This window comes from Sphingobium sp. FG58, from assembly GCF_057809055.1.
Window position 1 is genome coordinate 1 of record NZ_JBMDJF010000012.1, and the last position, 14,800, is coordinate 14,800.

Sequence of the window (14,800 nt, forward strand, 5' to 3'; positions counted from 1 at the left end):
AAACGCCGCAAAGCCTGACAGGCCGCGTCAACGCCACCTTCCGTCGGCACTTACGTAAGTCGCTACTGAGCGACAGGACGGCCTTCGCGCCAAGCGCGGCCGCAAATTTCGCACCCTGCGTGAGCGCAGCGTTGAGCCCCGGGACGCCGACCTCAGCAAGCGCGACAGCGCCTGCGGCGCGAGCCTTATCAAGCAGGTCTGGCGATCGGCTCACAACGATACACCTCAGCGACGAAACGTTGCCGATGACGGATAGCACATGATCAAACATGCGATGGTTCAACGCCACTCGCTGCACTGGCGACAGGATCGATGCAAGGCGGCTTTTGCCTGTTTCGGGCAGCTGTGCCGCAAGAATGGCGTAGGTCGTCACCTAACTTACCGAGACCGTGAGGCCCCGCGCGAAGGCGAGGGTTTCGGTGGCGAGTCGAGTCTGATCGGCATCGTTTTTCATCAACGTATTCGTCGCAAAAATTGACGGCCGATCTGCCAGCATGTCACCGCGATCGCCGCGATCAATTACCAGACCATCCAACAGGCCGTCATAGGCAGCCACTATCCCGGCTGCATTCGTCGCCAGCCCAAGTTCGGTGAAGATCTTGGCCGCGGGACCCTTGACCGCTTGACCCCCGATGAAAGGTGATACTGCGACTAACGGCACGCGGCGGCGGTTGAGGCGATCGTCGATGCCCCGCAACGCCAAGATCGGGCGGATGCTCAATATCGGGTTGGATGGGCAGAGAATGATCGCTTCGAGTTGGGGATCGTCGAGCGCATCGGAAAACGCCCGGCTCGGCCGTGCCGCCTCGACGCCTTCGAAGTGAATCGAGCGAAAGCGGGGCTCAGCACGGCGTCGAACGAAATAATCCTGAAAGGGGAGAGCGCCTTCGTCGGTATCGACAATCGATCGAACAGGCTCATCGCTCATCGGAGCGATTCTTTGTGTGACGCCAAGCCTTCCTGCAAGACGAGTAGTGACGTCTGACAGACTTGCCTCGCGCAGCATGACAGTGCGCGAAACATGCGTTGCGAGATCTCGGTCACCAAGGTTGAACCATGTTTCTCCTCCGAGCCCGCCGAGGGCCTCCATAAAGGCCCAGCTTTCGCCGGCTAGCCCCCAGCCTTGTGAGATGTTGTTGATCCCTGCCATGGTGTACATAACGGTGTCGAGATCGGGACAGATTGTTAGGCCCAGATGCTCGAAATCGTCGCCGGTATTGACGATCACGGTCAAATCTTCTGGCGAGAGCACTGCCGCTAGCCCCCGCGCGAGCTTGGCACCGCCGACACCGCCCGCGAGCGCGAGGATCATGGAAACAGGTCCATTTCACGAGATCGGATCAAATCTGCGGCGCGCCCGTCGACGCGATCGCCGCGTACACCGCGGATGAGAACGACGGGGCGACGTTCGTCGGCTTGCCCCATGACAAGAGAGGCTGTCGCTGCAATCTCATCGGCGAGGGCGAGTTCACTTGATTCAAGGAGGCGTCCGTGAAGGTCAGCGCGCCCGCGCAGATCAAGGACCCCAGCAATACCGCTAACTCCGATGGCAGTACCAGTCGTGCCGTTGCGCCAAGCCCGGCCAAGGCTATCGATAATCAGGACAGCAACGTCGACGCCCGTCCGCGTGAGAAGGTTCGCACGAATGCGGCGGCAACTTTCGTCGGGATCGATCGGTAAAAGAAGCGCCTTGCGGCGCCCGCCATGATCGATGTTCGATTGATCGATGCCGGCGTTAGCCAAAACCAGGCCCAAGCGGTGGCGAACAATGATGACGCCGGGCCGGATGCGCATCACCTCACTGGCTTCCGCCAAGATCAGTTCGACCAGTCGCGGATCCTTTTGAGCCTCGGCGGCCAGCGTCTTGGCGCGGTCCGTCGGCATCACGCCGTCGAGATCGACAATCCGTCCCTCTGCTTTTGAAACAATCTTCTGCGCGAGAACTACGATATCGCCTTGATCGAGCCGCGTGGCATTCGCATCAAGGGAGGCCGCGATCACCTCAGCAAGATCGTCGCCGGGCTTGATCAAAGGTACCGCGCCCAGCGCGAGCGCTGACAGGCTGGCGCCCATATCAGTCATTACCAGTCCCCATTGGAGCAATCGAACCAAATTTTCTTAAGCCCGGATACTTAACATAGCTCTTGTGACGCACAAATACATCTAAACCCGCCCCGTCACCGGAATGTTTGCACCCGTGATTGCCGACGCCTGCCTGGACAGCAGGAATGCGATCACTTGCGCAAGTTCGACCGGGACTACCCATCTGTCCGCATCGGCCTCTCCCATGTCCGCACGGTTCGCCGGCGTATCAATGATCGAAGGCAGTACCGCATTGACCCGTACTCCTTGGTCCTTCAGTTCCTCTGCGAGCGCTTCCGTAAGGCGCGCAACACCGGATTTGCTCGCTGTATAGGGGCCCATGCCAAGTCCGGCCTTGAGCGTCGCCGCCGCGCCCACATTGACGATGGCGCCTCTGGTCGCGGTGAGCGACGGGAGTAACGAACGGCTCATATGAAGTGCCGTCATTACATTGATCTTGTGCAGGAACTCCCAACTGTCGGGGCTGCCATCCGCGATGGTTTCCCAACGAAAACCACCCGCAATGTTGACGAGACCGTCGATTGGTCCATTCGCAAGGACTTTAAGGGCGGCGCCTTCTGCTCCCTCCGCAGTGGTCAGGTCTGTCAACCCGATGAAATTTCCCTGAAAGCCTTCGGCTTGGCTGGTGACATCAATTCCAGTCACCTCGTGACCTTTTTCGATCAGAACGCGTGCGACGGCCTTGCCCAGCACGCCAGCAACTCCAGTGACAACGGTATGACTCATGTAAACTCTCCTAAAATTATCTTTCGGCCGCACCGCGACACTCAGATCCAAGGTCCAGGCAACGCGAAGGGACGGCAGGTGTCTCTAAACAAGTAATTTTTAGCGCGACGCCAGTTCCGCCTGATGCCATGCCAGCGCGAAAAGCTCGGGCAACACCGCGACACGCTCCGTCGCCTGCGCGCTTGCCGCAGTCCCACGCAAGACCCGGCCTTTTATGCCGTGGAAGATCGCTCCCAGCCTGAAGAAGTTGAAAGCCATGTAGAAGCCGTAGTTGGGCATGGCTTCGCGCCCGGTTCGCGCGCAATAGGCCGCGACATAATCTTGCTCGGTGGGAATGCCCAGGGCAGCGATGTCGGACCCGCCAAGGCCTGCCACGATGTAGGGCGGCATCCGGTACATCATGGCGTTGTAGGCAAAGTCCGCGCCGGGATGCCCCAGTGTAGATAATTCCCAGTCCAGCACGGCCAGAACCTTCGGCTCTGTTGGATGGAAGATCATATTGTCGATCCGAAAGTCACCGTGGATTACGCTGGTCTCGTTGTCATCGACCGGCATGTTCTTCCGAAGCCAGGCGATGAGCCGGTCCATGTTCGGATCGCGCCCGGCGTCTGCGTCTTCCTCATATTGCTTCGACCAGCGGCCGATCTGACGATCGAAATAGTTCCCGGCACGGCCATAATCACCAAGACCAACGGCATCATAATCGACCCGATGCAATTGTGCCATGGCATCGTTCATCGCATCGAAGATCGCCGCCCGTTCAGCCTCGCCCACGCCGGGAACTGTCGCATCCCAGAAAATGCGGCCTTCCACCATGTCCATGACATAGAACCATGTGCCGATGATGCTGTCGTCGGTGCAGATGGCGTGGACGTGCGCGACGGGGTAGGCGGCCTTGGCCAGGCCGATCAGAACTTTCGCCTCGCGCTCCACCGCATGGGCGCCCTTGAGCAATTGTCCAGGCGGCTTGCGACGCAGCACATAGCTATGGTTCGGGGTCAGCAACTTATAGGTTGGGTTGGACTGGCCGCCCCGAAACTGCTCGACCTGCATCGGTCCGGTAAAGCCCGGCACGTTTGCCGCCATCCAGCGTGCGAGCGCCGCCTCGTCGAAGGCATAGCCCTCCCGTACGGCGGTCGTGCCGAGATTGTCGTTACTGCCACTCATACGCCCTGCGCCTTGAGGAAGTCGCGTTTGATCTTCTTGGCGAGCGACCATTTATGGACTTCGGTCGGACCGTCATAAATGCGGAAAGCACGAATCTCGCGGAATACCTGCTCTACGATCGTATCGCCCGATACGCCCGTGCCGCCCATCACCTGCACGCAGCGGTCGGCGACACGCATCAGCGCCTCGGACACGGCGACCTTCGCCATCGAACTTTCCGCCGTGCCGAGCGAACCGCCGTCCAGCACGTCGGCGCACCAGTCGATCATCAGTTCCGCCTGTTGCAAGTCGATCAGATTTTCCGCCAGCATGAAGCCGACGCCTTCATGATCCACCAGCAACTTCCCGAAAGCCTCCCGTTTGCAGGCATAGGCGGTTGCAATTTCCTGCGCCCGTGTCGCCGCACCATGCCAGCGCATGCAATGCGAGAGGCGCGCGGGGCTGAGGCGAACCTGCGCATATTTGAATCCCTCGCCGCTGGCGCCGAGCATCTGATCTGCGGGCACACGCAAATTGTCGATGGTGACGACAGCGTGGCCGCCCGGCATGGAACTGTCGATCGTGTCGAGCAGCCGTTCGATGCGGATCGCGGGGTCAGGCAGGTCAACCAGAAACAGGCAGGCGCCTTCCTGCGCCTTGGCCATGATGATGCCGACTTTCGCGCCTTGCGCGCCGGTAATGAACGCCTTGCGACCGTTGATGACCCAATGATTGCCATCGGGATGGCACAGGGTCTGCATCATAGACGGATCGGCCCCTGCGCCGCCTTCGGCCGCCGGTTCGGTCATGAAAAAGGCCGATCGGGCCTCCCCCGATACCAGTGGCGCGAGGAAATGGACCTTCTGTTCCGGCGTTCCGACCTTGCCCAGCAGGTACATATTGCCCTCGTCGGGCGCCATCGTGTTGACCGCAACCGGCCCAAGCGGGGAAAGTCCCGACCGCTTCAGAATGATAGCCGTCTCGCGCTGGGTGAGATGGGAGCCGTCGTCAAGAATGTGCGGGGTCATGACGCCGGCCGCCCGTGCCTTGGCCCGCAGTTCCGCGACCAGATCCTCCGGCGGTCCATGCCCATGGCTTTCGATACGCGCGTCCTTTTCATAAGGAACCACGATGTCGCGGACGAAGGCCTCTACGCGATCCGCTATGGCGAGGGCGCGATCAGTCATCTCATTGTTCCTTGTTTTTCAAAGCGTGCTGACCAGATGGCCGCCGTCCACCTCAATCACCGATCCGGTCATGTAAGCGGAGAGATCGGATGCGAGCAGCAGCAGCGGCCCTTCCAGATCGTCAAGTTGCCCCAGGCGGCGCTGCGGGATGCGTTTGATCATCGCCTTGCCGGCGTCACTGCGCCAGAAATCGTCGTTGAGTTCTGTCGCCAGATAACCAGGCGCGAGCGCGTTCACCCGAATATTGTAGCGCGCCAGTTCGAGCGCCAGTGCCTTGGTCATCTGGATCGCACCTGACTTGGACACGGCATAGGGCAGGACTCCGCCTGCCTGGCGCAGACCCAGAATCGACGCGATGTTGATGATGGACCCGCCTGTGCCGCGTTCCCGCATCGCCCTGCCGACCGCCTGCGACATAAGGAACATGCCCTTGAGATTGGTGTCGATGACGGCGTCCCAGTCGTCCTCCGATTGATTGAGGGCAGCGCCGTCCCGCACCAGTCCGGCATTGTTAACGAGAATGTCCACCCGCTCCAGCAACGGCGCGATTGCGGCGATGGAGTCAGCGCGCGTGACGTCGAGGCTTACGGTTTCACAAACGCCTCCCAGCGCAATGATCTCAGCTGCCACGCTTGCAAGTGAGCCCTGCCGACGTGCACCGATGATGACGGAGGCTCCCGCCGCCGCCAGTATCTTTGCGAAGTAGGCACCAAGGCCCCCAGATGCGCCCGTGACGAAGGCGACCTTGCCCTCCAGTCGCCAGCGTTGCACAATATTGTCCATCTCCAGGTTCCGCCTTTTATGCAGGATAGAAGGGTTGATAGCGCGACGATCCTTTTTTCAGCGAATCCGCAACCGCGAACAACGGGCCAAAGTGATCGCGATTCCGTTCGAGTCCGTCGATGATGCTTTCGATCCCAGCCTGTGTCGCCCACCAGAGCGGGCCACCCGTCCAGCGCGGCCAGCCGAAGCCCAGCATCCACACCGTATCGATGTCGGATGCGCGCTGAGCGATGCCTTCCTCCAGAATGAGCGCCGCCTCGTTGATCATGATATAGACGGTGCGGACCATTATCTCATCGTCCGATATAGCCCGCGGCACAATGCCGGTGTCGGCCCGGAACCGCTCCACGATCGCGTCCACGTCCGGCGATGATACGGGTCTGCGCCGTTCGTCATAGTCATAATATCCGCCGCCGCTTTTTTGCCCCAGCCGTCCCTTGGCACATAGCGCATCGTTCAGACTGTCGATCCGTGTCGGGTCGCGATGCCAACCGATGTCCACCCCAGCCAGATCGATCATCTGCAAAGGACCGATTGGCAGGCCAAGGCGCGTGCTGACCGCATCGATCTGCGCGATGGTAGCGCCTTCGAGCAGCAACTGTTTCGCCTGGTCGAGCCTGGGTAGCAACATGCGGTTGCCGATGAATCCGTAGCATACGCCGGAGAGGACAGGGGCCTTGCCGATCCGTTTGGCCAGATCCATGCAGGTCGCCAGCACGTCCTGGCCCGTCCGCGCGCCCTGGATGACTTCGACCAGCCTCATGATGTTGGCCGGGGAGAAGAAATGCAGGCCAACCACATCTTCGGGCCGCTTCGTGACGCCGGCCATCTCGTTGATGTCGAGGAAGGACGTGTTGGACGCAAGGATCGCGCCCGGCTTTGCGATCCGGTCGAGCGTGCCGAAAATCTCTTTCTTGATGGCCATGTCCTCAAACACGGCCTCGATGATCAGGTCGCTGCGGCTAAGCTCATCGAACGCTACCATCGGCGCGAGCAGGCCATTGGCCCGTTGCTCCTGATCTGCCGTCATCTTGCCCTTCGTAACGCTGGCGGCAAAAGTCCTGGCGATCGTATCGACACCGCGTTGCAGCGCGTCGGCTTCCTTTTCGACAAGCGTGACGGGCAATCCCGCGAGCAGGAAGTTCATGGCGATGCCGGTGCCCATGGTGCCCGCACCGATCACGCCGACCTGCGCGATGGGGCGCTTGGGCGTGTCCCTGGGCAGGTCCGCGATCGTGGCCGCGCGGCGTTCGGCGAAGAACGCATGTTGCAATGCACGGGCCTGGTCACTCTTGACGAGTTGCTCGAAGAGCGACTTTTCGAGGGCAAGGCCCTGTGCAAAGGGCTGCCGGGCCGCGGCCTTGACCGCTTCGATGCAGGCCTTGTGCGCCTCCAGCCCGCCAAATTTCCTGGCGTTCGCGGCAATGTGCACATCGACATCGTCGGCCGTGGCCGTCACGGAAAGATCGCGGGTCCGGCGCGGAGCGACGAGCGTTCGTGCATAGTCCAGCGCGGCTGCGGCAATGTCCGCATCATCGATCAGCCGGTCGATCAGGCCCAGCGCCTCTGCCTCCAGCGCGGTAATCGCCGCGCCGGTCGCGATCATGTCAACGGCCGCAACGGCACCGATAAGCCTAGGCAGCCGCTGAGTTCCGCCAGCGCCGGGCAGCAAACCCAGCGTGACTTCGGGCAAGGCGAGCCGCGTGCTGCGCGCGGCGATGCGGAAGTGACATCCCATCGCCACCTCCAGCCCGCCGCCCAGACATTGGCCGTGCAGCGCGGCAACCACCGGCTTGCTGCAATCTTCGATACGATCGACCAATGTCGAGAGGCCCGGTTCCTCCTCCGGCCGATCAAATTCGCTAATATCGGCACCCGCCGAAAACAGCTTTCCCCCGCCACGGATCAGGACGACGCGCACCAGCGCATCCTTTTCGGCCTGATCGATCGCCTCGAAAAGTGCGCGGCGCACGGATGCGCCGAGCGCATTCACCGGCGGGTTTTCGATAACGATTTCGAGGATATCCCCGATACGGCTATGGCTGAGCATCATGCTTCTCATTCTTTTTGGCTTGGACTGTCGGAGGAGGCGGAAGGCGTTGACCTGCTGTGAGACCCTTTAGAGCACTTCAAACAGTCCGGCTGCGCCCATGCCGCCACCGATGCACATCGTCACCACGACATGCCTTGCGCCACGCCGCTTTCCCTCGATCAGCGCATGGCCCACCATTCGCGCGCCGCTCATGCCATAGGGATGGCCGATCGAGATCGCACCACCATTGACGTTCAGCAGTTCATCGGGAATGCCCAGCGTATCGCGGCAATAAAGAAGCTGCACCGCGAACGCTTCATTCAGTTCCCACAGGCCGATGTCATCGATCGAGAGGCCGAAGCGCTCCAGCAGTTTTGGCACGGCAAATACGGGGCCAATGCCCATTTCGTCGGGCCGTGTGCCAGCGACCGCCATGCCGACATAGCGACCCAGCGGTGCCAGTCCACGGCGTTCGGCCAGCTTTTCTTCCATGAGTACGCACGCCGATGAACCGTCGGAGAGCTGGCTGGCATTGCCCGCGGTCACGATTCCGTCTGCGATGACCGGTTTTAGAGATTGGAGCGTGTCGAGCGTCGTCTCCGGGCGATTGCCCTCGTCCTTGCTCAGCGTGACCTGGACCTCGGAAACCGCCTTGGTCGCCTTGTCGACCTGCTGCATGGTCGCCGTCACGGCTATGATTTCGTCGTCGAACTTGCCGGCGGCCTGCGCCGCGGCGGTGCGTTGCTGGGATTGAAGTGCATAATCGTCGCAGGCATCGCGGCTGACGCCATAACGGGCGCCAACCACTTCGGCCGTCTGGAGCATCGGCATATAGACGTCGGGATGGCGCGCTTGCAGGGCCGGGTCCACCGCCGCCCGCATTTCCGGTGTCTGGATCAGGCTGATCGACTCCAGCCCTCCACCGATCGTCACGTCCATCCTGTCTGTCACGATCTGCTTGGCCGCTGTGGCGATCGCCATCAGGCCGGATGCGCATTGCCGGTCCAGCGATACGCCCGACACGCCATCGGGCAATCCGGCGGCAAGCAGCGCCATTCGGGCGACGTTGAAAGCGGCGTGGCCCTGTTGCAGCGCGCAGCCCATAACGACATCATCCACTTGGCCGGGATCGATACCCGCACGCTCGACGGCGGCCCTGATCGCGTGCGATCCGAGGGTCGGCACGGGCAGGGCGTTGAAAGCACCGCGATAGGCGCGGCCGATGGGGGTGCGGGCGGTGGAAACGATAACGGCGGAACGCATGGGCGGAACTCCAATGGGAATGCGGTGAACAGGCTGCCTTGTCAGGCCAGCAGGCCATTGTCGGGGACATCATAGAATAGTGCCGCGCCAGCTTGTGCGTCGGCGCGCAATCCCAGTGCTTCGGGCACGACGCAGCTGAGATAAAAGCGTGCCGCAGCCCGCTTGCCGGCGGCAAAATCAGGCGTTGTCGTGGCGTCCGTAACCAGCTGGTCCTGACGCGCCATCAACCATCCGCCGGTCAGAACCGCGACCATCGTCATGAACGGATAGCTACCCGCCAGCCGATCGTTGATCGGCGCTGCGATCATCCACTGTGCGACCTGTTCGACAGCGTCTGCCAGTGCGGCGATGGTGGGGACATCGGCAGCATCGCGCCGGACATCGGCCAGCAGGCTCGCCAGCCCAGCGCCCCCGTCACCCACAAGCTTTCGCCCGACTAGATCGGCGGCCTGGATGCCGTTGGTTCCTTCGTAGATTGGCATGATGCGGGCGTCGCGATAATGTTGCGCCGCGCCTGTTTCCTCAATGAAACCCATGCCGCCATGGACCTGGACGCCCAGTGCTGCCACTTCGCAGCCTATGTCAGAACCATAGGATTTGACGAGCGGGGTCATCAGGTCGGCACGAACTTGGGCCTGTGCATCGCCAAGATGTGCACGGTCGAGTTGGCCTGAAGCATAATAGAGCATTGCGCGCGCCGCCTGGGTCAGGGCGTTCATCCGCAACACCATACGTCGCACATCGGGATGACCGATGATCGCCACCGGCTCCATCCCTGAACTGCGGTCCGCACGAGGCGACTGGATGCGATCGCGGGCGTAGGCGACGGCGAGCTGGCGCGCACGTTCGGCGACCTGTATGCCCTGATTGCCGACGTTGATCCGGGCGTTGTTCATCATCGTGAACATCGCGCGAAGCCCGCCATTTTCCCCACCCAGCAGTTCGCCGAGGCAATCGTCATGGTCGCCATAGGTCATGACGCAGGTGGGCGAGGCGTGGAGGCCCAGCTTATGTTCGATCGAGGCACAATGCACATCATTGGCGCCGACTGGGTTACCGTCTGCATCCAGCCGCTGGCGCGGCACGATGAACAGGGAAATGCCCTTCGATCCGGGAGGGGCGTCAGGAAGCCGGGCGAGCACGAGATGGACGATGTTTTCGACCAGATCGTGCTCGCCGAACGAAATGAAGATTTTCTGGCCCCGGATCCGATACAGGCCGTTCCTGTCCGGTTCCGCCACTGTCCGCAACGCGCCAAGGTCCGACCCTGCCTGCGGTTCGGTGAGGTTCATCGTGCCAGACCATTGGCCTGTTATGAGTTTCGGGAGCCAGCGCGCTTTCTGCTCGGCCGAACCATGCGCCTCGATCGCCTCGATCGCCCCTGCCGTCAGGGTCGGACAGGCGGCGAAGCCCAGATTGGCGGCGCTGAGATTTTCGAGCACCAATGTGGCGAGGCTGAACGGCAGCCCCTGACCGCCGAAGTCCGACGGCGCCGCGATCGTACCCCAACCGCTTTCCACGAAACTGGCATAAGCTTCACGGAACCCGGTCGGCATCGTGACCCTGCCATCTGCCCATCGTGGCCCGGGATCGTCCCCGATCCGGAGCAGAGGGGCGAACTCGCCCTCCGCAAAGGCGGCGCTGCCATGGATGACGGCCTCGATCACGTCGTCGTCAAGGGCGCCGAAAGGCTCGCGCCCGATCAAATCGTGCACCCCCGCTATATGCCGCAGGAGGAAGCGCTGTTCGGCGACCGGACAGGCGAAAGTCATGACTGTCTGCTCCTGTAAGCGCTATTTGCGCGTGCCGAGCAGGCCGCGCGCGATCACCCACTTATGGACTTCGGTAGGTCCGTCATAAACGCGCATGGTCCGCAGCTTTGCCTGCATCAGTTGCAGCGGCACTTCCTTCGTCATGCCCATGCCGCCGAAGGCCTGCATGGCCTGATCCACCACGGTGTAGGCCATTTCCGTGGCATACCATTTGATCATGCTGATTTCGGACCGGACGTCGTGGCCATTGTCGAGCTTCCAGGCGCAATCATAAGCCATCAGCCGCGCGGCGTGGATCTTGGTTGCGGCTTCGGCCACCCAGAACTGTATAGCCTGCCGTTCCGACAACGGTGCGCCGAACGTTTCCCGTTGCGGCGCATAGCCTACCAGCATGTCGAGCGCGCGCTGCGCCATACCAATCGACCAGGCCGCCATTTGGATGCGCCGCGTGGCGAGCCGGGTTTGCATGGGGGCAAAGCCCTGTCCCTCGACGCCCAACAGCTTCCAGCCCTCGACGCGGCAGTCATCCAAAGCGATTTCATAGGTGGACTGGCCACCCAGCATCGGGATGCGGCGCAGGATGTTGAAGCCGGGTGTGTGTCGGTCGACCAGAAACGCGCTCATGCCGCCGCGCGCTCCCTTTTCAGGGTCCGTCACTGCCATCACGATCGTGAAGTCGGCCTCGTCGGCATAGGTAATCCAGATCTTGCGACCGTTGAGGATCCAGTCGTCGCCGTCGCGCACGGCGCGCGTCTTCATCATTGCGGGGTCCGACCCGGCGCCAGGCTCGGAAATGCCGATGGCCGATCTCGTCTTTCCGGCGGCGAGCGGAGCCAGATAGGCCTCTCGCTGACGATCATCGACCGTGGCGATGAGCATACGCAGATTGGGCGAATCCGGCGGCAGTACATAGGGCGTCACGGTGTAGCCGATCGCTTCCTCGACCCCCACCATGGCGACCATGGGCAGATCGGCACCGCCGACGTCCAGCGGCGCATCCAGGCCGAACAGCCCCAACTCGTTCGCCTTGGCGTCGAGAAAAGCCTGCTCCTCCTTGGTGACGTACATTTCCTTGCCGGCGGCTTCCCGCTCCATCACGGCGGACTCAAGGGGTATCATGAAGTCGCGGGCGAACTTCGTGACAAGCTCCTTGATCATCTGATGTTCTTCGCTCAGCTCGAAATGCACAGCCCATCCCTTCCCGCGTTTTGTTTGAACTCCAGCTAAGGCCTGTGCGGCGATTCGTGGCGTGGAGCTTTCCCGCCAAACAGCAATATATTTGAAGTTCGTCAAGTTAATGCTTGACAATTTTGGCCAGAATTACGCTTATTCCTGCCCGTAGGGGCACGCCCGGCAACAAAAAACAGCGTGTATCGGGTGTCAACACAGCCCATGAGCAGGAGAGAATGTGCCAAGCAAGGATCGCCGATGTTGCCGGACGCCGCGTCGCGTATCGAGCCCGGCAAGACTTTCATCAAGATTTTCACGCGCGACAGTTCGCAGCGGCCCATTGGATGCGGCGGCTGATCACAGTCGCGGCTTTGTCCGTCCAACATACGCGACGCGTGCGGACGCCGCCCATTTGTCCGCGGATTTTGGAAAGGATTGATCGTGAGCAGCAGCAATCTGGACAAGACGGTGCACACCTTCTGCCGGGTATGCGAACCGATGTGCGCTTTGGTTGCCACCGTAAAGGACGGTCGCTTGACGTCCGTGATAGGCGACAAGAACAGTCCTTATTCGCACGGCCATTTCTGCAAGAAAGCCACGGGTGCCGTGGAGGTCATGTATGATGAGGATCGCGTTACGCAGCCGCTAAAGCGTATCGGTGGACCAGGCGAATTCGCGCCGGTTTCCTGGTCGGAGGCGATGTCGGATATCGCCGACGGGCTTAAGAAGATCAGGCATCGGCACGGAGCCAGCGCCTTTGCGACGTTCCTGGGCCAGCCGCCGACGAACAGTTTCGCCACGGCGGTCTGGTTTTCAGCTTTCAAGCGGGTTTTCGGGACGCGCTGGAATTATAGCGTCAATGCCGAGGATGCGGCGTCCCTTCTGATGGCGAGCGAGTTGCTTTTCGGGTCCGCACTGCTGTATCCACGCCCTGATCTGTGGCGCACGGATTTTGCGATCATCATAGGCGCCAATCCCATGGTTTCGCATGGTTCGGTCTGCACCGAGCCGCTTATGCGGGATGCGCTGCAAAGCGTGATCAAGCGCGGCGGGCGGGTCGTCGTCATTGACCCGCGTCGCAGCGAGACGGCCCAGTCTTTCGAACATGTGCAGGTCAATGCCGGGACTGATGCATGGCTCATGATGGCGATGCTCCATGAAATTATCGCCAACGATTGGATGGATGCGGACTTCGTCGATGAACATTGCAACGGGCTGGAAGGACTGGTGGAGCAGGTTCGACCATTCACGCCCGAACGCGCTGGTGTGGAATGTGGCGTGTCGGCTCAGCTCATTCGCGAGCTGGCCCGCGATTTTGCCCAGGCCCGCTCGGCCACCATCTATGGGCGGACGGGGACATGCACCCAGCGCTTTGGCACCCTGAACAATGTTTTGCAGAGCCTTCTTTGCATCGTGACGGGCAATCTCGATCGACCGGGCGGGTCGCTATTCACCTGGTCCAGCCTCACCAAGAACAGATTTCCGGCGACCCGGGAAACGACGGTGCACAGTCGCGTGAGCGGCCTTCCCGCACTTGGTGGCATGTTGCCCTCACGATGCCTGGTCGAGGATGTCGAAACGGCCGGCGAATGGCAGGTCCGCGCCTTGCTCATGCTCGGCGGCAACCCGGTTCATTCCAGCGGCGCGGGCGGCGAAGGCTTCGCTGCCGCGCTCGAAAAGCTGGAGCTTCACTTTTCGCTCGACATTTACATGAACGAAACCAACCGCCATGCCCATTATATTCTGCCAGTGGCGACGATGTTCGAACATGCGGATATCCCCTACAAATATCTGTCGAACATGTTGAGGCCGGCGCTGTTCGCCACCGACGCCGTGGTCGAGCCGAGAGGCGAGGTTCGTGAGGAATGGGAAATACTGAACGAGCTTTGTCGTCGGACAGGTCTGGGGGGCTGCTATGATAATCGCTGGCTTCGCAGACTGTCAGCCATGGGCCTCGCCTTGAGTCCGAAGCGGTTGATGGACTGGATGGTGCGGATGAGCGCAAGCGGGGACCGTTTCGGGTTGCGCCGCAACGGCTTGTCGCTGCGCAAGCTGCTTGGCCGGTTTCCCCATGGCAAAAGCCTGGACGCCGAGTTGCCCAGCGGCGTTTTGTCCGATGTGATTGCCACGCCAGACCGGAAAATTCCGCTCGCGTTTCCGGAGCTGAAGATTGAGCTTCAGCGGTTGCGCGAGTTTGAGCATTCCGCCGAATTTCCCTTCCGATTGACCGGTATGCGTGAAATGCTATCGATGAACACCTGGCTTCACAATGTGCCGTCCTGCATGACGGCCAAGCGACGGCATCATTTGCACATCAGTCCGGTCGATGCGACGCGTCTTTCCATTGCCGATGGCCAGGAGGTCACCGTCAGGTCCCGGGCAGGAACGCTTTGCGCACCGGCAAAAATCTCCGACAGGATGAAGGAAGGCAATGTTGCGCTGCCGCACGGCTGGGGGCATAATGGCGGATGGCAAAGAGCTAACACCGTTCCCGGCGTTAATTCCAACATCCTTGCCGCAAAAGACCCTTGCGACATAGAAGCCTTGGCGGGAATGTCGATCCTGAACGGTATTCCGGTCAATCTGAGCTAGCTTCATCAAAGCGGTGCGGCGCTGGC

General features: G+C 61.2%; 13 protein-coding genes. 2 read left to right on the forward strand and 11 right to left on the reverse strand.

Features of this window, described 5'->3' with window-relative positions; genetic code table 11:
- From ACODR8_RS14215 to ACODR8_RS14260, 10 genes are all read right to left on the reverse strand, one after another.
- A partial coding sequence (locus ACODR8_RS14215) for a glycosyltransferase family protein (RefSeq protein ID WP_489007852.1) occupies nucleotides 1-373 on the reverse strand: 373 nt, incomplete at its 3' end.
- Entirely contained in the window at nucleotides 374-1,312 is a 939-nt protein-coding gene (gene cofD, locus ACODR8_RS14220; RefSeq protein ID WP_489007853.1) for a 2-phospho-L-lactate transferase, read from the reverse strand.
- Nucleotides 1,309-2,082, reverse strand: coding sequence for a coenzyme F420-0:L-glutamate ligase (cofE, locus tag ACODR8_RS14225; protein WP_489007854.1), 774 nt, complete (start codon nucleotides 2,080-2,082; stop codon nucleotides 1,309-1,311). The genes cofD and cofE overlap by 4 nt, the downstream gene beginning before the upstream one ends.
- An 81-nt stretch (nucleotides 2,083-2,163) precedes the next feature.
- Nucleotides 2,164-2,829 carry an SDR family oxidoreductase gene (locus ACODR8_RS14230; protein WP_489007855.1) on the reverse strand — a complete coding sequence of 222 codons (666 nt, stop codon included), beginning with the start codon at nucleotides 2,827-2,829 and terminating at the stop codon, nucleotides 2,164-2,166.
- A gap of 99 nt (nucleotides 2,830-2,928) precedes the next feature.
- Nucleotides 2,929-3,996 carry a phosphotransferase gene (locus ACODR8_RS14235; protein ID WP_489007856.1) on the reverse strand — a complete coding sequence of 356 codons (1,068 nt, stop codon included), beginning with the start codon at nucleotides 3,994-3,996 and terminating at the stop codon, nucleotides 2,929-2,931.
- Nucleotides 3,993-5,162 (reverse strand): acyl-CoA dehydrogenase family protein, encoded by a 1,170-nt coding sequence (locus ACODR8_RS14240; RefSeq protein ID WP_489007857.1) that lies wholly within the window; start codon nucleotides 5,160-5,162, stop codon nucleotides 3,993-3,995. The genes ACODR8_RS14235 and ACODR8_RS14240 overlap by 4 nt, the downstream gene beginning before the upstream one ends.
- An 18-nt stretch (nucleotides 5,163-5,180) precedes the next feature.
- A complete protein-coding gene (locus ACODR8_RS14245) occupies nucleotides 5,181-5,945 on the reverse strand; it encodes an SDR family NAD(P)-dependent oxidoreductase (protein WP_489007858.1) in 765 nt (254 codons plus the stop codon).
- Nucleotides 5,946-5,961: 16 nt separating this feature from the next.
- The gene (locus ACODR8_RS14250) at nucleotides 5,962-7,998 is read right to left on the reverse strand and encodes a 3-hydroxyacyl-CoA dehydrogenase NAD-binding domain-containing protein (protein WP_489007859.1); all 2,037 of its coding nucleotides are present in this window, start codon (nucleotides 7,996-7,998) and stop codon (nucleotides 5,962-5,964) included.
- 66 nt (nucleotides 7,999-8,064) lie between these two features.
- Nucleotides 8,065-9,240 (reverse strand): acetyl-CoA C-acyltransferase, encoded by a 1,176-nt coding sequence (locus ACODR8_RS14255; protein ID WP_489007860.1) that lies wholly within the window; start codon nucleotides 9,238-9,240, stop codon nucleotides 8,065-8,067.
- 41 nt (nucleotides 9,241-9,281) lie between these two features.
- Nucleotides 9,282-10,796 carry an acyl-CoA dehydrogenase family protein gene (locus tag ACODR8_RS14260; protein WP_489007861.1) on the reverse strand — a complete coding sequence of 505 codons (1,515 nt, stop codon included), beginning with the start codon at nucleotides 10,794-10,796 and terminating at the stop codon, nucleotides 9,282-9,284.
- 90 nt (nucleotides 10,797-10,886) lie between these two features.
- Between ACODR8_RS14260 and ACODR8_RS14265 the strand changes: the two genes are divergently transcribed.
- Nucleotides 10,887-11,030, forward strand: a complete 144-nt coding sequence (locus tag ACODR8_RS14265) for a hypothetical protein (RefSeq protein WP_489007862.1) — start codon at nucleotides 10,887-10,889, stop codon at nucleotides 11,028-11,030.
- Nucleotides 11,031-11,033: 3 nt separating this feature from the next.
- Here the strand turns inward: ACODR8_RS14265 and ACODR8_RS14270 are convergent, their stop codons facing one another.
- A complete protein-coding gene (locus ACODR8_RS14270) occupies nucleotides 11,034-12,305 on the reverse strand; it encodes an acyl-CoA dehydrogenase family protein (protein WP_489007863.1) in 1,272 nt (423 codons plus the stop codon).
- Between the two features lie 318 nt (nucleotides 12,306-12,623).
- Here ACODR8_RS14270 and ACODR8_RS14275 point away from each other — a divergent pair, with 318 nt between their 5' ends.
- Nucleotides 12,624-14,774 (forward strand): molybdopterin-containing oxidoreductase family protein, encoded by a 2,151-nt coding sequence (locus ACODR8_RS14275; protein WP_489007864.1) that lies wholly within the window; start codon nucleotides 12,624-12,626, stop codon nucleotides 14,772-14,774.
- The last annotated feature ends 26 nt before the right edge of the window (nucleotides 14,775-14,800 follow it).